Origin of the sequence: Microcystis aeruginosa NIES-843, from assembly GCF_000010625.1 — a bacterium.
Classification (GTDB): Bacteria; Cyanobacteriota; Cyanobacteriia; order Cyanobacteriales; family Microcystaceae; genus Microcystis; species Microcystis aeruginosa.
Genome location: NC_010296.1, coordinates 5,076,980 through 5,096,751 on the forward strand (window position 1 = coordinate 5,076,980; position 19,772 = coordinate 5,096,751).

General features: G+C 42.0%; 17 protein-coding genes and 6 pseudogenes. 6 read left to right on the forward strand and 17 right to left on the reverse strand.

Annotation, left to right across the window (positions count from 1 at the left end; genetic code table 11):
- Positions 1-135 precede the first annotated feature (135 nt).
- From MAE_RS23915 to MAE_RS23955, 8 genes and pseudogenes are all read right to left on the reverse strand, one after another.
- Positions 136-2,942, reverse strand: a pseudogene (locus MAE_RS23915) (CHAT domain-containing protein).
- Positions 2,909-3,672, reverse strand: a pseudogene (locus tag MAE_RS23920) (IS630-like element ISMae26 family transposase); the annotation flags it as partial. The pseudogenes MAE_RS23915 and MAE_RS23920, both read right to left, overlap by 34 nt.
- A gap of 25 nt (positions 3,673-3,697) precedes the next feature.
- Positions 3,698-4,546, reverse strand: a complete 849-nt coding sequence (locus MAE_RS30935) for an IS630-like element ISMae21 family transposase (protein WP_012264307.1) — start codon at positions 4,544-4,546, stop codon at positions 3,698-3,700.
- Positions 4,547-4,621: 75 nt separating this feature from the next.
- Positions 4,622-4,810 (reverse strand): annotated as a pseudogene (locus MAE_RS23935) (IS630 family transposase); the annotation flags it as partial.
- A 66-nt stretch (positions 4,811-4,876) separates the two neighbouring features.
- Positions 4,877-5,467: a tetratricopeptide repeat protein gene (locus MAE_RS23940; protein WP_012267817.1), complete on the reverse strand. Its 591-nt coding sequence runs from the start codon at positions 5,465-5,467 to the stop codon at positions 4,877-4,879.
- Positions 5,468-5,787: 320 nt separating this feature from the next.
- A complete protein-coding gene (locus MAE_RS23945) occupies positions 5,788-6,195 on the reverse strand; it encodes a type II toxin-antitoxin system death-on-curing family toxin (protein WP_012267819.1) in 408 nt (135 codons plus the stop codon).
- A gap of 4 nt (positions 6,196-6,199) precedes the next feature.
- Positions 6,200-6,424, reverse strand: coding sequence for an AbrB/MazE/SpoVT family DNA-binding domain-containing protein (locus MAE_RS23950; protein WP_012267820.1), 225 nt, complete (start codon positions 6,422-6,424; stop codon positions 6,200-6,202).
- A 66-nt stretch (positions 6,425-6,490) separates the two neighbouring features.
- Positions 6,491-6,742 carry a DUF2283 domain-containing protein gene (locus MAE_RS23955; RefSeq protein ID WP_012267821.1) on the reverse strand — a complete coding sequence of 84 codons (252 nt, stop codon included), beginning with the start codon at positions 6,740-6,742 and terminating at the stop codon, positions 6,491-6,493.
- Positions 6,743-7,326: 584 nt separating this feature from the next.
- On the opposite strand from MAE_RS23955, the pseudogene MAE_RS36255 reads away from it, so the two are divergent.
- Positions 7,327-7,691, forward strand: a pseudogene (locus MAE_RS36255) (hypothetical protein).
- A gap of 25 nt (positions 7,692-7,716) precedes the next feature.
- On the opposite strand, the gene MAE_RS23960 reads toward MAE_RS36255, so the two are convergent.
- Positions 7,717-8,256, reverse strand: coding sequence for a hypothetical protein (locus MAE_RS23960; protein ID WP_012267822.1), 540 nt, complete (start codon positions 8,254-8,256; stop codon positions 7,717-7,719).
- 920 nt (positions 8,257-9,176) lie between these two features.
- Here MAE_RS23960 and MAE_RS23965 point away from each other — a divergent pair.
- Both MAE_RS23965 and MAE_RS23970 read left to right on the forward strand, forming a co-directional pair.
- A complete protein-coding gene (locus MAE_RS23965; protein ID WP_012267824.1) occupies positions 9,177-10,685 on the forward strand; it encodes a calcium-binding protein in 1,509 nt (502 codons plus the stop codon).
- A 229-nt stretch (positions 10,686-10,914) separates the two neighbouring features.
- Positions 10,915-11,181, forward strand: coding sequence for a hypothetical protein (locus MAE_RS23970; protein ID WP_012267825.1), 267 nt, complete (start codon positions 10,915-10,917; stop codon positions 11,179-11,181).
- Positions 11,182-11,530: 349 nt separating this feature from the next.
- Here MAE_RS23970 and MAE_RS23975 read toward each other — a convergent pair whose 3' ends face one another.
- Complete coding sequence (locus MAE_RS23975; RefSeq protein ID WP_012267826.1) at positions 11,531-11,923, reverse strand: hypothetical protein; 393 nt, start codon at positions 11,921-11,923, stop codon at positions 11,531-11,533.
- 11 nt (positions 11,924-11,934) lie between these two features.
- Here MAE_RS23975 and MAE_RS23985 point away from each other — a divergent pair.
- Positions 11,935-12,837: pseudogene (locus MAE_RS23985) on the forward strand (hypothetical protein).
- A gap of 387 nt (positions 12,838-13,224) precedes the next feature.
- Here MAE_RS23985 and MAE_RS23990 read toward each other — a convergent pair.
- The 4 genes and pseudogenes from MAE_RS23990 to MAE_RS33630 form a co-directional block, all read right to left on the reverse strand.
- Positions 13,225-13,662: a pentapeptide repeat-containing protein gene (locus MAE_RS23990; RefSeq protein ID WP_012267829.1), complete on the reverse strand. Its 438-nt coding sequence runs from the start codon at positions 13,660-13,662 to the stop codon at positions 13,225-13,227.
- A 114-nt stretch (positions 13,663-13,776) separates the two neighbouring features.
- Positions 13,777-15,249 carry a BCD family MFS transporter gene (locus tag MAE_RS23995; protein ID WP_012267830.1) on the reverse strand — a complete coding sequence of 491 codons (1,473 nt, stop codon included), beginning with the start codon at positions 15,247-15,249 and terminating at the stop codon, positions 13,777-13,779.
- A gap of 70 nt (positions 15,250-15,319) precedes the next feature.
- Positions 15,320-15,655: pseudogene (locus MAE_RS24000) on the reverse strand (DUF4351 domain-containing protein); the annotation flags it as partial.
- A gap of 460 nt (positions 15,656-16,115) precedes the next feature.
- The gene (locus tag MAE_RS33630; RefSeq protein WP_012267833.1) at positions 16,116-16,286 is read right to left on the reverse strand and encodes a hypothetical protein; all 171 of its coding nucleotides are present in this window, start codon (positions 16,284-16,286) and stop codon (positions 16,116-16,118) included.
- Between the two features lie 177 nt (positions 16,287-16,463).
- Here MAE_RS33630 and MAE_RS24010 point away from each other — a divergent pair, with 177 nt between their 5' ends.
- Entirely contained in the window at positions 16,464-16,655 is a 192-nt protein-coding gene (locus MAE_RS24010) for a hypothetical protein (RefSeq protein WP_012267834.1), read from the forward strand.
- 42 nt (positions 16,656-16,697) lie between these two features.
- Here the strand turns inward: MAE_RS24010 and MAE_RS24015 are convergent, their stop codons facing one another.
- Entirely contained in the window at positions 16,698-17,675 is a 978-nt protein-coding gene (locus tag MAE_RS24015) for a glycosyltransferase (RefSeq protein WP_002796268.1), read from the reverse strand.
- A gap of 269 nt (positions 17,676-17,944) precedes the next feature.
- Here MAE_RS24015 and MAE_RS24020 point away from each other — a divergent pair, with 269 nt between their 5' ends.
- Positions 17,945-18,136: a DUF2949 domain-containing protein gene (locus MAE_RS24020; protein ID WP_002738067.1), complete on the forward strand. Its 192-nt coding sequence runs from the start codon at positions 17,945-17,947 to the stop codon at positions 18,134-18,136.
- 261 nt (positions 18,137-18,397) lie between these two features.
- Here the strand turns inward: MAE_RS24020 and MAE_RS24025 are convergent, their stop codons facing one another.
- On the reverse strand, positions 18,398-18,856 hold the full coding sequence (locus MAE_RS24025; RefSeq protein WP_002796269.1) for a nitrate reductase associated protein: 459 nt from the start codon (positions 18,854-18,856) through the stop codon (positions 18,398-18,400).
- Positions 18,857-18,929: 73 nt separating this feature from the next.
- A complete protein-coding gene (locus tag MAE_RS24030) occupies positions 18,930-19,769 on the reverse strand; it encodes a prephenate/arogenate dehydrogenase (RefSeq protein WP_012267836.1) in 840 nt (279 codons plus the stop codon).
- Between the last annotated feature and the right edge of the window lie 3 nt (positions 19,770-19,772).

The window sequence follows — 19,772 nt, forward strand, 5'->3', positions numbered from 1 at the left end:
TGCCGATAGGCGGGGGGATCCCCCTTGATAAGGGGGGTGCCGATCCCCCCTTAGTCCCCCCTTGATAAGGGGGGTGCCGATCCCCCCTTAATCCCCCCTTGATAAGGGGGGTGTCTGATAATTTTTAACGCCTACCTAATTAGCAGACCCAATCAAAATAAAGGGCGACCAAAAGAAAGGATGGCTTTTAATTTGACTCAATTTGGCCTTTTGCATGGCTTCACTTTTACTCATACCATTCTTGAGATTCTGATAAAATTGGGTCATAATTTCCGCACTGGTATTATCTTCAGCATTCCAAAGACTGGCAATTACTGATTTAGCACCGGCTCTTTCTAAGACGTAAGCAAGTCCTGAAATTTCCTGACCGTCTGCGTTGGCTTCCTTGGCGGTTTGACAAGCACTCAGGGTGATTAATTCGGTATTTTTTAAGCCTAATAATGCGGCATCAGCGATGTTATATTGCTCTTTATTGGCGAAAAGAATAGTATTAGCTTGCATACCCAAATTAGGACAGCCAGCAAGATTAAAGCATCCATGAGTTCCTAAGTGTAAAATCGAGAAGCGAAAGGCTTGTTTTTTGAATATATCTAGAGTTGCGTTTATACCGAGATATTTTTCACTTCCTGGAAAGATTTTGCTGATAGTTTCTGCTTCTATTTCTGTGCCTTTAAGTTCTTCTTGGGTGGGTTTAGGGTTAGCAAATGCTAGGCCTTGTAAGGGTTTTCTTTCGGTCGCGGGAGGGGTAAGCTAAACGGCGCTTAACCTGCATGATCCAACAGCTATAACCCTTTTGGAGTCTATATCGGTGATCCGAAGTAAAAGCCGTTTAGCTTAGATGTGGAGATGCGAGTTAAATAATAAATTGGATATTTTTCTAGGAGAACTTGGTCATTTTTCTTATCGTAGAGAGTTTCAAAGGGAATATAGCGCAGTTGTCCGGTAGCGATGATGGCGATATTTTTCGGGGAACTGGTGGCGATTTGGGACTCAATGGGACGGATTAAAATCTCGTATAATTTACTACCAGTAACGAGGTAGTCGGCATTTTTATAGTCGGCTAATTGGGTACGGTATTGACTGACAAGTTGATTAAAATCATCGGCTTTTGCATCGCTTTGGATAACGGTTAGTTTGTCTCTGGTAATAAGGAATAAGGTGGCTTTATTGCCTAAGAGAACGGGTTGAATAACGAGGGTATCAGGAGCGATATTTTTCTGGAGTTGGGCGATGTCGGTGGGTTTACTTTCAAAAAGTTCAGCAATTTCGGGATATTTCTGTCCGATAGTTTCCGCATTTTTATACACTTTCTCCTCGAATTGTCGGATATCTTTTGCTAGTTCTTCCGAGTATTTATCCTGTAGTTGTCGGCGCATTCCTTCGAGTTGTTGATTGTCGGTGTTCCAGTTATCAAGTGCTTTTTGTGCATCGAGATCAGCAACTTTCGCATTAATCAGGCGATTGTAATCGGCGAGATCGGCAGTAGTGGCGAGGTTAAGCCATTGAAAGGCTTTTTCTGGTTGATTTTGCTGGATGAGGATTGTGGCGAGAGTGATGACGGTTTTCTCATTAGAGGCTAAAAACGATTTTCGATTTTGACCTGCAATATTTTCCCTCGAAATATCTCCCCGTATCTTGAGGATAATGTTGAGGGACTCTTCCAAATTCTTGATCGCTTCTGCGGGTTGATTTATCTTTTGATAAGCAACTCCTAAATTATTTAAAGAATTAGCTTCCCCTTGTAGATCGCCGATTTTCCTCGCTATGGCTCGATTCTCTTGATGGTAATCGATCGCTTTCTGATATTGTCCGAGGGAAAGATAAGCACTTCCTAAATTGCCTAAAGAATCGGCTTCCCCTTTTAGATCGCCTATTTTCTTCGCAATGTCTAAAGTCTGTTTAAGGTAATCGATCGCTTTTTCGTACTCTCCGAGGAAGTAGTGAGCAACTCCTAAATTGTTTAAAAAAGACCCTTCCTCTTGCCGAAGGCCTATGTCCCTCGTGATGACTAAAGACTTTTCGTAGAGATCGATCGCTTTTTGATACTCTCCACGCGATTGGTAAGCGTTTCCTAAATTGCCTAAAGATCTGGCTTTACTTCCTTGATCGCCGATTTTCTCAGCGATTTCTAAAGACTGCTGGTGGTAATCGATCGCTTTTTGGTATTGTCCGAGGGATTGGTAAACGTTTCCTAAATTGCCTAAAGAATTGGCTTCCCCCTGACGATCGCCTATTTTCTTCGCAATGTCTAAAGACTGCTGGTGGTAATTGATAGCTTTTTGGTACTGTCCTAGTAAGTGGTAATTAAGTCCTAAATTGTTTAAAGAACTGGCTTCCCCAGAACGATCATCTAACTCCCTCGTGATGTCTAAAGACTGCTGATGGTAATTGATCGCTTTTTGATACTCTCCACGCGATTGGTAAGCGTTTCCTAAATTGTTTAAAGAGGCCGCTTCCCCCTGTCGATCTTTAATCTCCCTCCTGATGTCTAAAGACTGCTGATGGTAATTGATCGCTTTTTGATACTCTCCACGCGATTGGTAAGCGTTTCCTAAATTGTTTAAAGAGGCCGCTTCCCCCTGTCGATCTTTAATCTCCCTCCTGATGTCTAAAGACTGCTGATGGTAATCGATCGCTGTTTGATACTCTCCACGCGATTGGTAAGCGTTTCCTAAATTGTTTAAAGAATTGGCTTCTCCTTGGCGATTAACTATCTCCCTGTTAATGACTAAAGACTTTTCGTGGAGATCGATCGCTTTCTGATATTGTCCGAGGGAACTGTAAGCGTTTCCTAAATTGTCTAAAGAAGCGGCTTCTCCTTGGCGATTTTTGATTTCTTGATAAATTTGTAAGGCTTTTTCCCACGATTGCAAGGCTTCTCGAAACTGACTTATAGCAATTCTCTGACTTATGAGGTACAGTAGCAACAGTGAGTAAACCAATTGCGAATATCTTTTTGAGTAACTTCTAACATAGCCAATTCAATCCCTTCTATTAAGTCTTTGTAAGTTCTCGCCTTCAGTTTTCTTAACGTCGCTTTCACTTTTGACCAAAAGTTTTCAATAGGAGAGAATTCGGGAGAATAAGGAGGTAAATAGATGAGTCTAGCTTTTTCTTGTTCGATTATTTCTCTGACCATTTCTCCGAGATGAATCTTGGCGTTATCCATGATCAGACAGTCTCCTTCTTTAATTTTTGGCAGCACTTCCTTTAGAATAAATCCTTCAAATGTTACCGCATCCACTGCACCGTATATGTTGACTGATGCGACAACTTTTTCTAAGCTTATAGCACTAATTATTGAAATATTTCTCCCTCTTTTTTGTGGTTTTCTTCCCCGAGCTCTTCGGCCAATTAAGGCTCTAGCATAGAGTCTCAAAAGGGCTAAATTTACCCCCGATTCATCGATGAAAATTAGTTTTGATGCCTCAATTTCCCGAACTTCTGACCAGTATTCCACTCTTTTTTGCTGTACCCTGTCACTTTCTTTTTCCGCCGCGTGTAGTGTTTTTTTTTGAAACTGTAATTGAGTTTTTGCGTAAGCCGCCCCAGGGTGGCTCTACTGACTTTCACCTGTGTCTTTTCATACAGTAAGTCCGATAATTCTTCGAGAGTTGCATCATTGTTAGCTTCGATGATTTCTATTAAAATTATCAGTTGTTCACTATTTATAGTTATTTCAAATAAGAACGAGACACTAGGCGACACAATAAGTACGAATAATTTCATCAAGGGGTGTCCCCACAGGAGCATACATTCTTGCCCTCTTTAATGCACTAAAATCATGTTCGATATCATTTAAATCAGGAGAGTATTTTGGCAAAAACACGACCTGATGACCTGCTTCCTCTACCAGTTGTTTAATGACTGTCTTCCGATGAATTGGTGCATTATCCATAATTAATACTGATGTTATGGTTAGAGAGGGCAACAAATATAAAGATAACCACCCTTCAAAACCTTCGGCATTCAGGCTTCTCGTAAATACCATCGGTGCAATAAAGTCTTTTTTTCCCTTTCTTCTACCAGCGACAAGGTTCTCTCTTTTTCCTCGTTTTCCTTGTCTATCTCCAAAGACTTTCTTCCCTTTTTTTGACCAAGCATAAAAACAGGCTTGAAATTCTTCAAACCCTGACTCATCAATAAATACAAGGCTTTCACTTCCATATATTTTAATCAATTCTCTCAGCACTCTGTAGTATTTCATTCTTTCTTCTCGGTTTCTTTCTCTATAACGAAGTTCCTTCTTTTTTCTGGTAACTTTCATGTTTTTTAAGGCATAGCAAATGGCACTTGGTCTCACTCCAAATTTCTCGGCTCTGTCTCTTAATCTTGCCTCGGGATTTTCTTGGACATCTTTTGACAGTGCTTTCCAGTCCAGCTTTCTCTGACGGTGTTTTACCTTTGTTGCTTCCAGTTTTTCCCTACCTAGCCATCTATATATCGTCGCTCTTCCTATATTAAATAGAGCGGCGGCTTTGGTTATGCTTCCCCCATTCTCTACATAATCGATTACTTTTTTTCTCAAGTCTAGGCTATAAGACATTTTTCTGTATGGGTTGCTCGTTTCTCTTGATTTTACCTTATTTTTCCCTCGTCTCACACTTATTTGAAATGACTATAACTTGGTTGGCGGACTTCCCCCTTGCGGACGAGGACGGATATCTCCTGTTTCTTTATGTTGCTTCAATAACTTCTGAATAAAGCTTTTAGCCACGTCAAATCTCTGGGCTAGTCCTCGAATGGAAATTTTTTCTTTCTTCCAGACATCGATAATTTTTTGGCGAAAATCTACGGAATAGGGTCTCATAGGAAGCTGGTAAGTTCTATTATTTGTCTATTTACTTTCTATTGTACCTCATAGCTCCAAGAATTGCTATATTTTATATTGTTGAGCGCCTTGCTCGAAAAGCTTATCCGCTTCTTTTCGCTGTTTTTCTGCTTCCATTAATACTAAGAGTTTTTCAGCACTTTTTTCTAAATCAGCATCCTTAATTTCTTTTGCGATGGTTAAAGTCTGCTGAAAAAATTCTATGCTCTCCTTAAATTCTCCTAACTCATAGTAAGCCCCACCGAGATTTAAAAAGGCGAGGGCTTCTAGACGACGTTCTTTTGACTCTTGTGCTATTTTAACCGCATTTTCTAAAACAGAAATAGCTTGACGGTATTGACCGTCGTTAAAATAGGCATTGCCTAAATTAACGGTAGATTTAGCTTCCCCTGAAAGGTCTTTAATTTGCCGGTAGGCTATCACCGCCTGTTGACAGGATTGAATCGCCAATTTTACTTGATTATTATCAAGATTCTGGCGACATAATTGCAAAAGTTGATCCGCTTCGGCTTTCCTCGCATCCGTATTTTGCGCTATTACCGCAGGGACGAGAGAGGAGAGTTTCCCGTTAACAACTGGTAGGGTGACGGTAGCCACTAGGGAAAGGGTAAGTAAGGCGTAAAATTTGGGATTCATAGTTATTTCCGCTATCAGTTATTAGTTAATACACCTCATCATGAGTTCCAATGTTAATCAAAACTATCCTATCTGTTTAAGTTTTTTCGTCTCGTTCTAAATAGAAAATGATGCGGCAATCATAACTACAGGAACAAGCTCTCAATTCCTGATATTCTCCCCTGACTCGATTAACATTTCTTGCTGTTCCCTTGGTAATTGACTAACCAACTCCAGCGCGTTTTCAAAGGTAATCATATTCAACTCCCTTGTTAAATTTAATGCGATAACAGTCCTATTTAAGTACGAAGATCTGATCAATGACATAATTTTTCCCCTCGCTAACCCGACATTAGAGGAATCTTTAATAAACGTTTCCTAATCCAATCAGCTAATTCTTCCTCTGAAAGCTTACCAACAGCAAGATCGATCCATATCTGGTATTTTTCTTGACTAGAAGCTTGAACATCGTAGCCATTGAGCCTGAGAAAAGTCCTCGTCACTACATAGGCCGTTCTCTTATTCCCATCTACAAAAGGGTGATTCTTGACAATCCCATAAGCGTAGGCTGCTGCCAAAGAAGCCATGTCAGGAGGCGACTTAGAATAAGCCAGAAGATTTTGCGGTCGGGAAAGTGCGCTTTCTAGCAACCCCTCATCTCGAATACCCTCTAATCCACCATGCTCGGCTATTTGGCGGTGATGAATCGCGATAGCTACCCCATCAGCTATCCAGATTAGCTGGTTCATGAGCCTAAGTTGCCAGCTTTCTCAAAACATTCCAGTCTTCGCGCATCACTTCCTCCGCCACTTCCATTTGCTGGACAAATTCGGGGTCGTAGGGTGTAAGCTCAAAGCCATTCGGCGTTTCCAAGACGTAGAGCATATCGCCTTTACTAAGGCGCAGCTTCTCCACCAACTCTTTCGGGAAAATCACCCCCATAGAGTTCCCTACCGTTGTGACTTTTAACTTAATCATCGTTTTTTGACTGAGTAAATATGTCAATTATAGCACCTCCCATATTTCCTGAATTTCTCACATCACTTAACAATTTAGTATTAACTTTCCGAACCATTGTCTAATCTCTTGTTTTTCACTCTCTTCCAACAGAAAATCAATATTTTTGAATTGTTCGGCCGTTCTCTGTTTGACTGCTAAAATCTCAATCCCTACAATCCTATCCGTCTCATCGTAATCATAGACAATCCCCGGCGCTACTTCCTCAGAATCAATAACCTTTCCCTCAAAACGACGAATATAAGCGGCATTAGCGGCTCGATCATAGTCTATTTTCATAGTTTCCCCTTTAATCGGCGTTCAAAATGGACAGTTACCAAAAGATTATAATTACTAAGTAGGTAGGCGTTAAAAATTATCAGAAACCCCCCTTATCAAGGGGAGCATGGGGGATCGGCACCCCCCTTATCAAGGGGGGACTAAGGGGGGATCGGCACCCCCCTTATCAAGGGGGATCCCCCCGCCTATCGGCACCCCCCTTATCAAGGGGGGCAGGGGGGATCGAACCTAAAATCCATTTTTAATTGGCTCTTCGTTACTTGTTATGGTTCGATAGGGGGGCATAAATCGACTAAATCCTTATATGGCAAGAGACTTAATTGATTAGCTCGTTCTAGATTGAAAACAATTGGCAAAAATCGAAGCAATGTCTTTCTATATAAGGGTTTCACCCCTTATAACTCCCGTCCATTGCATAACACAAACCGAAGAACCTTTTAATTTAATTATAACCAGCTACTTATAGCGTTTCTGATTCACAAGAGGTACATTCCCGATCCTGAACAGCTTAATCAGCAAAGGTTTAAGTGTGCCGCACAGATGCGAGAACCGCTATATACTGTTCACATCAAACAAAAATACCCATGAAAAATAGACAAGAATACCTCACGCCCTAGTCAACTTTGACCAACCCCTATCAACTATCCTCCCTATCCTAAAAACCTTTCCTTGGGACAGTAGCGAAGCAATTATCACCCTAAAAAAAGAGCATCTGATCGATATTCTTGATCGCTATCTCAATAACGCTCTATCTGCCACCGACTTAGAAAACTGGGCTGATGCCATCGAATGCAGAGAAGATATCGCCTATAAAACAGATGAGGAAAATCTCATTAATGACATCATTTTTTACCTCGCTAACCCGACCTTAAACGATCCACTATCACCAAAAACAATCGAACAATACATCAGCCAACTTTCCCATTTAAAGTCTTCCTTAATTACCTAAATAATTGACCTCTCCTTTGTGAATTTTAATGCGGGTTTACCTGAATCTCAATTTTGTCCGAGGGGTTGAATTTAATTTCCTCAACAACGTAGGAACTGTTACGCACCACATCCTCGATCCCTCCTATTTCTGGAGAATCTAGCGAGGTTAAAGTTACTTCCGCTTTTCCTTCATTAACATCAATAATTTTGAAGTTCTGTAGGGGTTCCTGCCAGCGTTTTCTATTCTCTTTTGGATTGCTTGATTTCTCTTCCCCACGAATAACAAGCCTTCCGCTTTTGATAATAACCTTCCCTTGAAACTCTATCTGTTTGATCTCTTTCATTGCCACTTCTTTTGTTTTTGAATCTCTCCCTAAAGCGATCGTTTTTGCTTGGGAATCGAACTTGATTAATCTCCCAGATAGAGAAGTGCCATTTTTTAAAGATACATTTGTATCATCTGGTATGAATACGGGAATTTTCTTGACGGGAGATTGATCGCCAGTGGCCGGTAGATGATAGCCAGCAAGGGAGGCGATAAAAACTAGGCTAGTTGCGGTTATTATTGGGTAGAGTTTTTTCATCTTTACCTTGCCTGAATGATCAGTTTTTTTTAGAGGGTTTTTTCCATATTTTAGCGTCGGGATTGTCAAAGGGGAAGCGTTGTATCTTCTCCTTATGTTAAAACTTATAAAGCTACTCGGCTCTTCTCGACTTTGTGTGATAATTTTTGCTTATAGAATCGTGAAATGTTTACTGGGAAAGACTTTTAGGACTATTTTGCTGAAGAAACTATCAGTATAGACCCCGTTTCCACACAGAAACCAGAAGAGCCGCTACTCCTTTACGCAGTAGCGGGAAAATTATCCTCGATCGAGAAACGGCAGCAGTTTTAGATACTCATGGGGTTATCTGGTATCTTTACGCGGATCAACGATTATCCAATTTGGCTCGACAAACCATCGAATCGGGAATCGTCCATCAACACGGTTATTCTCCTTGATAAAATACAAAGAACTGGCGATAGAACCCGATCAAGTAGGATAGCAATCAAAAGCGCAAATTAGGGATACTTTGCCGTGAAAATATTAGCAAGAATTGCTAAATTAACAGGATTGACTCCAGATCATCTCTAATTATTATAATCATAGCGCACCAATTTAATGATCAAGTTGCTGGGTGGGGCGCGGATTGTTAATTTGAGTTTTTTATCAGAGATTATCTCCGCAAACACGCACCCTACCAGATCAGCGATTGCGCTAACAGAAGAGAGTTATAGCAGTTATCTTAATGGTGAGGTATGAGCTTTTCGTTTTCGGGCGACAGAAGACGATGCCCTATCATTCATCTTTACGATCAAGGCTGTAGCCCGAACTCAGCTAATATTAAGATTTATTTTGCCAAGTACTTTTTAGATATTTTTTCTGTAACACTGGCGACATTGCTATCTAATAGATAAGCGTCCCTATGTAAAGTTACTTGATAGTTAAGGAGAATTAAATTCATGCCTCTAATTACGGGAGATATATTCAATAACATCATTACTCCACTTTTCGCATCACTTGGAGTCATCGGGTGGTACAGTGGACTGGGGGGCGATGATATCATTTTTGGCTATGATGGCGACGACTTCCTCGATGGTGGTAATGGCAACGACTTCCTCGATGGCGATGATGGCAGCGACACCCTCCATGGTGGGCTTGGCAACGACTTCCTCGATGGTGGTGATGGCAACGACACCCTCAATGGCGGACTTGGCGACGACACCCTCTATGGTGGCCTTGGCAATGACACTTCTGACGGTGGTGATGGTAATGATTTAATCATTGGTAATGATGGCGATGATCTCCTACTAGGTAATGCGGGCAACGATTTCCTAATAGGTAATGCGGGCAACGACAGCCTCGATGGTGGCCTTGGCGACGACTTCCTCAATGGCGGAGATGGCAACGACATCCTCAATGGTGGTGTTGGTGTTGACTCGATGGATGGTGGTAATGGCGACGACCTCTACGGTGTGGACAACAGCGGCGACATCGTCCGGGAACTTTTGAACACTGCCCCAGGTGGGACGGCTGATACGGTATTGTCCTCAGTAACCTATTCCCTAGCACCGGGGACATTGGGTACCCAGGGATTCGGGATTGAGAACTTGATCCTGACGGGAAGTGCCAATATCAACGCTACTGGCAATGGCGCCAACAACATCCTCGTGGGCAACATTGGCAACAATGTCCTTGATGGTGGCCTTGGCAACGACACCCTCAATGGCGGAGATGGCAACGACATCCTCAATGGTGGTGTTGGTGTTGACTCGATGGATGGTGGTAATGGCGACGACCTCTACGGTGTGGACAACAGCGGCGACATCGTCCGGGAACTTTTGAACACTGCCCCAGGTGGGACGGCTGATACGGTATTGTCCTCAGTAACCTATTCCCTAGCACCGGGGACATTGGGTACCCAAGGATTCGGGATTGAGAACTTGATCCTGACGGGAAGTGCCAATATCAACGCTACTGGCAATGGCACCAACAACATCCTCGTGGGCAACATTGGCAACAATGTCCTTGGTGGTGGCCTTGGCAACGACGCCCTCAATGGTAGCTCGGGTCAGGATACCCTTGTCGATTTTGCCGGAAGCGATTTATTCTGGCTCGACGAAATTGGCCTAGCGAACCGTGATCTGATCTTCGGCTTCTCCGTACTCGATGACAGGATCGTTCTGGCAGACCGTCTTGACAGCAGCTTGGTCGGCTTTATTAGTCCGGGGATCAAGGGTCTGGGCTTTACTGGTGGTCCTCTGCCTGGAAATCCCCTTAACCCTGCTTCGTTTTTCAGCGGAGCGGGGTTCACCGGGGGATCATTGGGAGCCCCCTCCGGCATCTACGTCAATACCACCAACGGCGACATCTGGTATAACGATTCCACCGTCCTCGGTAGTTCCCTAATTGCCAATGTTGGGGCTGGTGCCGCAGCTGGCATGACCAATTCCCACTTCGTTTATGGGTAGATGATAGCCGGCAAGAGAGGCGATAAAAACTAGGCTAGTTGCGGTTATTATTGGGTAGAGTTTTTTCATCTTTACCTTGCCTGAATGATCGGGATTTGCTTGGTTCTGTTTTCAATCTTGGATGCGGTGGGTTACTGCTACTCGTAACCCACCCTGGGGTTTTTTCTAGAGGGTTTTTCCATGTTTTAGCGTCGGGATTGTCAAAGGGGAAGCGTTGTATCTTCTCCTTATGTTAAAACTTATAAAGCTACTCCTTTACGCGGTGGACGATAGAAATATGACTCTACAAGAGCTAATGCGGTGGGTGGAAAAATTATCCTCGATCGAGAAACGGCAACTGATCGAAAAAATTACCGCAGAAATGGCATCGGAATCGGCAGAAGTTAATCAACCCCGTCCCTCTTTATGGGGTATATGCGCCGATTTAGGACAGGCTCCCTCGGCTGAAGATATCGATAAAACCCGACGAGAAGCGTGGGGAGATTTTACGGCATAGGCTCTTTAAGTGTTAAAAGCAGTTTTAAGTAGGTAGGCGTTAAAAATTATCAGACACCCCCCTTATCAAGGGGGGCAGGGGGGATCGAACCTGAAATCCATTTTAAATTTAATTATAACCAGCTACTTAGATACTCATGCGGTTATCTGGTATCTTTACATCGAATTATTGCGGCAACCGCCCTATATTTAAACGTTCCCTTAATTAGCCGAGATCGAAAAATTCAATTATCAACGGTTAATACGATCTGGTAGCAACGAACTAATCAAATTCCTATTCCCCGAATATAATTCGATTCGGTGGGTTAGCGCTACTCGTAACCCAACCTGCGGTTTTTGTCAATATATTTTTACTTTCCGAAACCTTTTTTCGGGCGGTTTTGTTTGGCAATACGGAGGGCTTTTCCGGTTTTGCCATCCTGTAGTGCAATCCGCATCGATCGCTTTTTCTGGTAGGATTGAATATCCGCCGCTAACGGATGATCGTTATCGATGCGTAGATGGGTTAAAGAACATATAAGACCCGTTTGTTTTCCCGATTCATTTTTTAGGGAACAAATAATTCCCCCCTCGTCTCCAGTGTAGAAAATTTTATCGATCGAAAACTGGTGATCGGGTTTGTATCGCTCGCCTTTTGTTTCAGCTATTTTTAACGTTTCGGGAGTTGCACGCACAGGGATTGGTAAACTCGCTTCCATTTTCTCGATTAACAAACGAACTTGTCGGGGATCGTCGATGGACATGGTTATTCTCCTTGATAAAATACAAAGAACTGGCGATAGAACCCGATCGATCGAGTAGGATAGCGATCGAAAACGCCAATCAGGGACATTTTGCCGTGAGCGCTCCGAATTCTCCCCCTCCCGGAACACAGATACTAGGAACTTTCGCCAGTCTTCTCGGTTTGCTGGGGATTTTTCTCTATTTTACGGGATGGATCTATCGGTGGGCCTATTTCGGCTAGTTTCGCCTTGAGATTAACCGTCTGGACTTGCCCTTGCGTTCCTTCCTTTTTGTACCGATACAGGTCTTCTGCGGCGATTTCGGGGCGTTGCTGCGAACGTTTCTGGCACTGGTTGCCGTTGCCTTTGCGATTCAATTTGCCCTCTGGATTTTGTCTCCCCTGCCATCCTATTCAATTGTCAGTCAATTTAAACGGAAATTTCATCAAAAATTTCCGTTTCTAAGTTTATTAGTCCGGGGAATTCCCGAATCTCTCCGAAAAGATTTGATCGCTGTTATTTGGCTATTAATTATTCTTTTTTGGTTAGCTCGAATTCAGGGATCGATCGATGCCCGTCGCGATGCAGTTAATGATAGTTCTACCTTACCAGTTATCACTTTAGTTTTACCGGAAAAACAGATAGCGATCGGTCGGAATCCGGAGGATGTTTTTACCGATCCTTCTCTCAAAGGTTATCGAATTATCGGTGAGACTAAATTACTCGAAGAGCTGCGGGGAAAAGAAACGAATGATAGCAAAGTTAATCCCCCGCGAGTTTGGCGGTTATTAATCCAAAATAACAATTGGATCTATGTTTTTCGCAGGTTATCCCCTCAGTCGGCAGAAAATGAACGTCCAGCGATTCTAGCCATTCGCGAGGATAAGGAGGGACAATTGATGATTCTCGCGCCGGATGTCCCAGAATCCCAGTGAGACTTAATCGGGGAAATTATCAAAAGCGATCGTTAATAAAAAAAGTCTAAAAGTCGCACCCCACAAGGTTTTCGGCGTTGTCAGATCAGAAGAGGAAAGATGCAATGCTCCGGTGCTGATTCGGAGCATCTTTCCATTTGACAACGCCGATTGTAGGGCTAATTCATGAATTAGCCCTACGCCGATTGTAGGGCTAATTCCACTGCTAAATCGAGCGACTCTTGTTCCCCACTTAAGCCCAACTATCGGCACTATTCGTTCATTAAACACTAATTGTCAAGATGCCATGTAATCTTTCCTATCAAAGTAATTTCAGTTCCGGTGCTGATTCGGAGCATCTTTCAATTTGACAACGCCAGGTTTTTAGATTCATTCAGCCCGCCCTATCTAGGGATTGCCACCACCCACAGCGATGCCAGTACCATAAATCTGAGCATTTGTCAAGTTAATTCTCTCCATCGATGCACCTGTCACATCGGCATCATAAATCACGGCACTGGTGAAATTGACTCCATCGAGATCAGCTTGATTGAAACTTGCATTAGTCAGAAAAGCTGCGGTTAAATTTGCGCCTTCCAGGTTAGCATCCGTCAAATCCGCGCCCTCTAAGTTAGCTTCCTCCAGATTAGCTCCCTGTAAATTCGCTTTTCTCAAATCGGCACCGATTAGATGCGCCCCCCTTAAATCTGCACCGCGGAGATCACAGCCTGGACATTCCCGCGTATTCAATAATTGTTGTACCTGTTGAGGATTTTCCGCACCGACGGGGTTAATCAGCAGTAAGGAGGCTAGGGAACCTAGGGCAATCATTAAAGTCCTTTTCATCGTTTTCGCCTCCTCTTTCGTTTTCTTCTCTACTTTTAGGATAGGAAAAAAGCGGCTAACCAACTTCCCCCGATCGGGCTAATTCTCCTGTTATCTCACTTTTACTTGCTTTTGCTAGTCGATCTCTCCTTTCATGACTGTTGCGATCGCTGCTCGGGCATTTTCCTTAAATTCCTTCACATCAACCCGACTTAATAACCAAACTGCCAGGATCATTCCCAATGCTTGCACGAGGAAAACTAAGCCATAGGCTAAAACCGGACTAGAAAAGACAACTTTACCGATATTTAAAATCGTACCGCCTAAAACCGTGGCTAATCCCCGGGCGATCGCTTGTGATAATCCCCAAGCGCCGATAAAAGTTCCTGCGGTTTCGGCGGCGGTTAAATCTAACATTAAACTGGTAGCTCCGGCGGTAATCATTCCCGAAGCTAAACCGAAAAAGAGCAAGCTTGATTTTAATAAACTTTGGTTAGCAGAAAAGCCGGCAAAAATCAACAGAATAAAACAAATTGTTGCAAAAATACAGCCATATTTAGTGGTTTTTTGTTTACCGATGCGGGGAATGAGCATAAAACCCGTGGCAGCAATACCAAAAAGGGTTCCGGTTCCCCAAAAAGCGTTTAATTGGGTGGTTTGGGCGATACACATCCCAAAAACCTCGCCGCCAAAAGGTTCCATAATTGCATCCTGCATAAATAAACTCAAAGTCATCATCAGCAGAAAGGTGAAAAATAAACCGGTTTGCCGACTAGCGGTGAGAACTTGTAGGGCATCTTTAAAGGTAATTTGATCCTCTCTTTGCACAAGAGTGGACCGACTACTAAAACGAGAATATTTTTTTTCTACGCCAAAAGTCGCTAAAATACAGAGACCGAAAACGATAGCGGGCATAATCGCAAACACGGGGTTAATATTCGCCTTTAGCTGCGGAATATTGGCTATAGGGGCTGATTGAGTCGGATCATAGGTCAAAATATTTGTACCGCAGATATTGGGAGTATCCAGCAAACGAGAACTAACGATCGCCCCGACGACGATTCCCACCATCAGCATTGACCAAACTATACCAACTAATTGCGATCGATTATCTTCATCGGACACATCCACTAAGAGGGCAGCAAAAGGGGTAGAACTGGCACTTAAAGCGAGTCCGTAGAGGGCGAAAATTAAGGCTAAGAGGGCAATCCAGGCGTAGGAAATGGTATTCCATCCCGAAGTTTGAATACTAAGTCCCAATTGCCAAACTACCTGCAAAGCAACAAAAGCTAAAGCGGTAAAAACTGCCGCCCCAATCCAGACATAACCGCTGCGATGATGACCGAAAATAGTTTTACCGTCGGATCTTTGCCCAAACCAGATGCGTGCTGGACTAACAAACTGGTGCATAGCGATCGCAGCTGTGGCGAGAAAGGGTAAAACTTTTAACTCATCGATCATAATCCGATTGAGAACCCCCAAAGTCAGCAGGGACATAATACCTAGTCCCATCTGAAAGAGTCCTAAGCGAAACATGGTGAAAAGTCCCAGTTTTGGCAGGGGTTTTGGGGATGAGTGAGTAGAATTGGAGATATCGCTGGTAGCCATGGTTAAATCAATACAAAAAAAGCCGGTATTTAAAAATTTAACGCAGGACGAGCAGACATCTTCTGGGGATTTAAGTTTCTGTGTCCAATAACCAAGTGGTCAGCTCTGTCAAGCTGGTAAAATCGAGCAGTGCTTCTCCTAAAGTTTCTAATTGTTCTAGAGATAGTTCTTGGATTTTTTGGCTTACAGTTGAGGATATTTCACCTAAACGACGGTTAAGTAGCCGTAGAATCAAAGAAACCGCTTCTTCTTGTCTTCCTTTTTCCCAGATATCCTGATAAATGACTGATTTACGCATAATTTCTTCTCTTAATAAGCTTCTGATGATTTCCTTACTTAATACTAACCCCGCCAGAATTGCTGTAGCGGCGGCTAAATTGCTTTTTTCAGTTCTACCCTCGATATTAAGCTAAACGGCTTTTACTTCGGATCACCGATATAGACTCCAAAAGGGTTATAGCTGTTGGATCATGCAGGTTAAGCGCCGTTTAGCTTATCAATTTTTGTGGCTACTTTTGCTAAGATTTTCCTATTGTATTATCCATTTTCTGAATTTATCCATATTGACTACTGCTTCAAAGGCCACGTTAGCATCAATTATCATCCTTGTAAAATAAGTATTTATCGGCTGTATTTCAGGATCACTTTCGGTTGCCAACAAATGTTTCCTGATTTCTAAAATAAGTCTTAAGCTGTATTCCTTATTTCTTTTTGAAGAATATTCTAAAAGCTTACTTTTTGTGTTACTACTATGAACTAGCAATGGGCTAGATATTATATAGATCATTTTTGACATCGATTATTGCTTGTTTTATGTTATCCAAGCAAGTTTTATGATCAATTAAATTACCACGAATCTCACTTATTTATTTATCTTGTTGACTATTTTTCTGCTCAAAATTATCAAAAATTAATTGGAAGTTTTCAATAAAATTACTTAAGCTCATCTGGATATATTCGTTGCTCGTTGCTAAATTATATGCAAAAGTAATTAGTTGCTCATTAAGATTAGGGGGAAACTGTGTTCTCCTCGTCATTAGCGATAAATACCTGAAATCGTCTAACTGTATGTTCGAGTTAATCGAGATCGCAAAAAATGGAGATTTCTACGCTCGCATCTTCCCCATTGTCCTCCCCGATGCCAAAATCTAAGCTAAACGGCTTTTACTTCGGATCACCGATATAGACTCCAAAAGGGTTATAGCTGTTGGATCATGCAGGTTAAGCGCCGTTTAGCTTACAACCCCAAAGACCGACTAAAATGCACTCAATACAGGGAAACCCAAAGCAACGAACTAGAAGAAACCATGAAACAGGGAGGACTCGCCAACCGGCAAGGAATTATCGACGATCTAAATCTTGACACCGTGATCCAGAAGTCAAATCGTAAAGTGCTTACTCTGTAATGATTATAATCGATTCGATCTTTGTTTAGCGTTGAAGTTCCATTAGGAATAAATTGGGTCTTTTTCCAGCAAACCTAGCAATTTTTGCATTTTAATCCAAACTCTTCTCATTTGCCAGAATTTACTTTTTTCCATGGCGGCTATTTTACTGTCAGCTTTTTGTAATTCCTCGTCTCTTTCTCGATAATCCAATTGGGTTTTTTGCAATTCTTGTTGTAATTCTTGTTGATGAATTTCTAATTGTTTAATTCGTTCTCTAGCCTGTTCCAACTGAGCGAATATATCGACTTTTAAGGTAACTAAAGCAGCAAAAATGGCTTGGATATTTTGGGAGTAAAGTTGGGGATGATTATAAAAAAGTTGCGTGTAGGAATAAATATAGTGTTCTGCGGTCATTGAGCGACTCATAGAATCAGCTTTTTGTCGATAGAAAAATAACACTTCTGGGATACGATAGACTTCTCGACCTAATTCGATCAGAGATAACCAAAAATCGTGATCTTCCCAACCATAAATTAAATTAGTATTATAGCCCCCCACAGTTTCCCAATCGGATTTCCGAAACAAACCGGAGCAAAATATCATATTATCTACTAATATATCGGGAAATTCATACTCAGGCAGCGGCCAAATTCCTTGTCTATCCCCAAAATACTCCGCTTCGCAATAAACTATACCTAATTGCTCATTACCTTCTAGCAAAGCAACCGCTTTTTCTAGATAGGAATCGGCAATTTTATCATCGGCATCAAGAGGAAGAATATAGGTTCCTTGCGCTTGGGCAATTCCTAGATTTCTCGCTGTGGCAACCCCTTGATTTTCTGTGCGGATGATCCGGGTTTTTGGCTGTTGATAATCTTGTAAAATCTCGATGGTTTCCGGTTCTGTGGATCCATCATCAATGACAAGGATTTCAAAGTTTTGGTATGTTTGCACTAAAACAGCTGTGATCGCATCATCAAGATAGCGACCTTGATTATAGCAAGGAATAATCACGGAAACTTGAGGAACATGACTCATTGAGGGAAATTCTCTCCTACTCGAGCAAAAACTAGGTTATCAATAGCTTATCCCAAAAGTTCCCCTTTCTCGTTTTTCTAAGTAAAGGAAGTGTTGATATCCCTACTAGCAATTTCGGGATAGTAGAACATATTATGGATAAATTCTTAAATTATTCCGATTGGTGGACAAAATCACCCAATTGGGTGATCCCCGTGAGGGAAGCATCTCTTTTTAATAGAGGATAAGTTATTCAATAATCCGATTATCATTACCAATGATCCTTAATCATGGAAGCTCATCAACAAAAACAACTCCGCACTTTCCTCTTGGAAAAATTAGCAATTTCCCCCCGTTCCCTCGATATGGCTGTGCGTCTCTGTGAAGCATCGGTGGGTTCTTTGCCGATGGTTTTATGGCAGTACGGTTTAATCGATTTGTCGCAATTGAATCAAGTTTTTGACTGGATGGAAACTGTATAATTATTTTCCAAGAATATGCTCATTAATTATCATTTTTATTAAGAGAATTGACCAAGTTCCAGAGCAGCGAGTTCCTGCAATGTATTTATTAAGTCCCGTTAAGGTTTGCCATGGCAGAAAATCTTACCTTTGCTGGGACTAATTAAACCAGCTATCATCCGCTATTTCCCCCCGTTTTAATTCGAGATTGATCTGGTATAAAATACTAATTTCTCGCCAAAGTAAGGTAGAAACAAACTTAATATAGCATAGGTTCTTGAGTTAGGCATCGACTATATGGAACTCTTTCAGGGCCGGATAGAAGTTGAGATTTTCATGACCCGGACGACTGAGTTTAATCAGGGCAAACCGTTGGGATGGTGGCAATTTTTGCCATTGTTCTAAACTAATTTCGATCTGGAATTCTCTAGCTTTTTCTCGGACTGTATCGGGAATCTGGCTATCATCTAGCCAAGCAGGAGCGGGATCTATTGCTAGTTCTTCCGGGGGATTGCCAGTTTTTTCGGCGATTAATTTTTGCAGAAAATCTCGATAGATTTTGGCTTCTGCTGCCGTCGTACAAGCCATATTAACTAATACCATTCTTTCCGGTTGACTCAACTGCATCCAATGGGATAATTTTAATTTAACTCCACAGGTATCTAGTTTCATTCTTACGGTCATCGGTAGGCAACGTAAGGAGTCAACAAATTCGGCTTCAAAGTCGAAAAAGGTGGTCATATCATTTTATTGGTTTGCTGAGTATAAATCTATGATACAGTGCCGCGAGATAATTGCTGTGACAATGGTATTTTTATTGAATAAACTTGGCTCGATATTGATGACTAGAAACGAGAATTTCCTCTATTTCCTGCCATTTTTCTCCTGCAATATAGTCAACAATTTGATCAAGATTTTGCCGATAATTTGTCAAGGATATCAATAAAGCTTGACGATTGTATTTAGCCATCATTAAACCTAATTCGGGATTGCCACCACCGACGCGACTGGTATCGCGAAAACCAGAACTAGCTAAATTTTCCGCTAATTTGCGAATATTCAGGTCTTGTTCTTTCGCACAAGCTTGGATTAAACTGGTACTAATCATTACTGGCAGATGGGAAATCCATGCCACGGCTCGATCGTGTTCTTCGGGGGAAGAATAATAAATTTTACAGCCTAATTTCTGCACGATTTCAGTTAAGATTTCCACGGCAAAGTTAGGGGTAGATTCAAGGGGAGTAATCAGATATGGGGCATTGACAAATAAACCACATTGTGCCGCATTAATTCCCTGTTCGGTTTTCCCAGCCATAGGATGACTACCGACAAAATTTGGCCACAATTGGCCACAATTGGCTACAATTGCCCCTTTAACTGATCCCACATCGGTGACAATGGCTTGGGGTTTTAAATAGGGAGTTAATTTTTGCAAAGTTGGCACAATTAAATGTATGGGAGTACAAATAAAGATTAAATCGGCAGTAGCCAATAATTCTAAACTGGTACTAGATTCATCTACCACTCCTTTTTGTACAGCGATATCACAGGTGTATTGTTGACGAGAAACTCCCAAAACTTTATAACCTTGTGAGCGGAAATCTAAGCTCAAGGAACCACCAATTAAACCCAGTCCAATAATGCCAATATTCATTAG

Coding starts and splice junctions, on each gene's coding strand:
- MAE_RS30935 (WP_012264307.1), bottom strand. CDS start 4,546: ATGTCTTATAGCCTAGACTTGAGAAAAAAAGTAATCGATTATGTAGAG.
- MAE_RS23940 (WP_012267817.1), bottom strand. CDS start 5,467: ATGAATCCCAAATTTTACGCCTTACTTACCCTTTCCCTAGTGGCTACC.
- MAE_RS23945 (WP_012267819.1), bottom strand. CDS start 6,195: ATGAACCAGCTAATCTGGATAGCTGATGGGGTAGCTATCGCGATTCAT.
- MAE_RS23950 (WP_012267820.1), bottom strand. CDS start 6,424: ATGATTAAGTTAAAAGTCACAACGGTAGGGAACTCTATGGGGGTGATT.
- MAE_RS23955 (WP_012267821.1), bottom strand. CDS start 6,742: ATGAAAATAGACTATGATCGAGCCGCTAATGCCGCTTATATTCGTCGT.
- MAE_RS23960 (WP_012267822.1), bottom strand. CDS start 8,256: ATGAAAAAACTCTACCCAATAATAACCGCAACTAGCCTAGTTTTTATC.
- MAE_RS23965 (WP_012267824.1), top strand. CDS start 9,177: ATGCCTCTAATTACGGGAGATATATTCAATAACATCATTACTCCACTT.
- MAE_RS23970 (WP_012267825.1), top strand. CDS start 10,915: ATGTTAAAACTTATAAAGCTACTCCTTTACGCGGTGGACGATAGAAAT.
- MAE_RS23975 (WP_012267826.1), bottom strand. CDS start 11,923: ATGTCCATCGACGATCCCCGACAAGTTCGTTTGTTAATCGAGAAAATG.
- MAE_RS23990 (WP_012267829.1), bottom strand. CDS start 13,662: ATGAAAAGGACTTTAATGATTGCCCTAGGTTCCCTAGCCTCCTTACTG.
- MAE_RS23995 (WP_012267830.1), bottom strand. CDS start 15,249: ATGGCTACCAGCGATATCTCCAATTCTACTCACTCATCCCCAAAACCC.
- MAE_RS33630 (WP_012267833.1), bottom strand. CDS start 16,286: ATGACGAGGAGAACACAGTTTCCCCCTAATCTTAATGAGCAACTAATT.
- MAE_RS24010 (WP_012267834.1), top strand. CDS start 16,464: ATGCAGGTTAAGCGCCGTTTAGCTTACAACCCCAAAGACCGACTAAAA.
- MAE_RS24015 (WP_002796268.1), bottom strand. CDS start 17,675: ATGAGTCATGTTCCTCAAGTTTCCGTGATTATTCCTTGCTATAATCAA.
- MAE_RS24020 (WP_002738067.1), top strand. CDS start 17,945: ATGGAAGCTCATCAACAAAAACAACTCCGCACTTTCCTCTTGGAAAAA.
- MAE_RS24025 (WP_002796269.1), bottom strand. CDS start 18,856: ATGACCACCTTTTTCGACTTTGAAGCCGAATTTGTTGACTCCTTACGT.
- MAE_RS24030 (WP_012267836.1), bottom strand. CDS start 19,769: ATGAATATTGGCATTATTGGACTGGGTTTAATTGGTGGTTCCTTGAGC.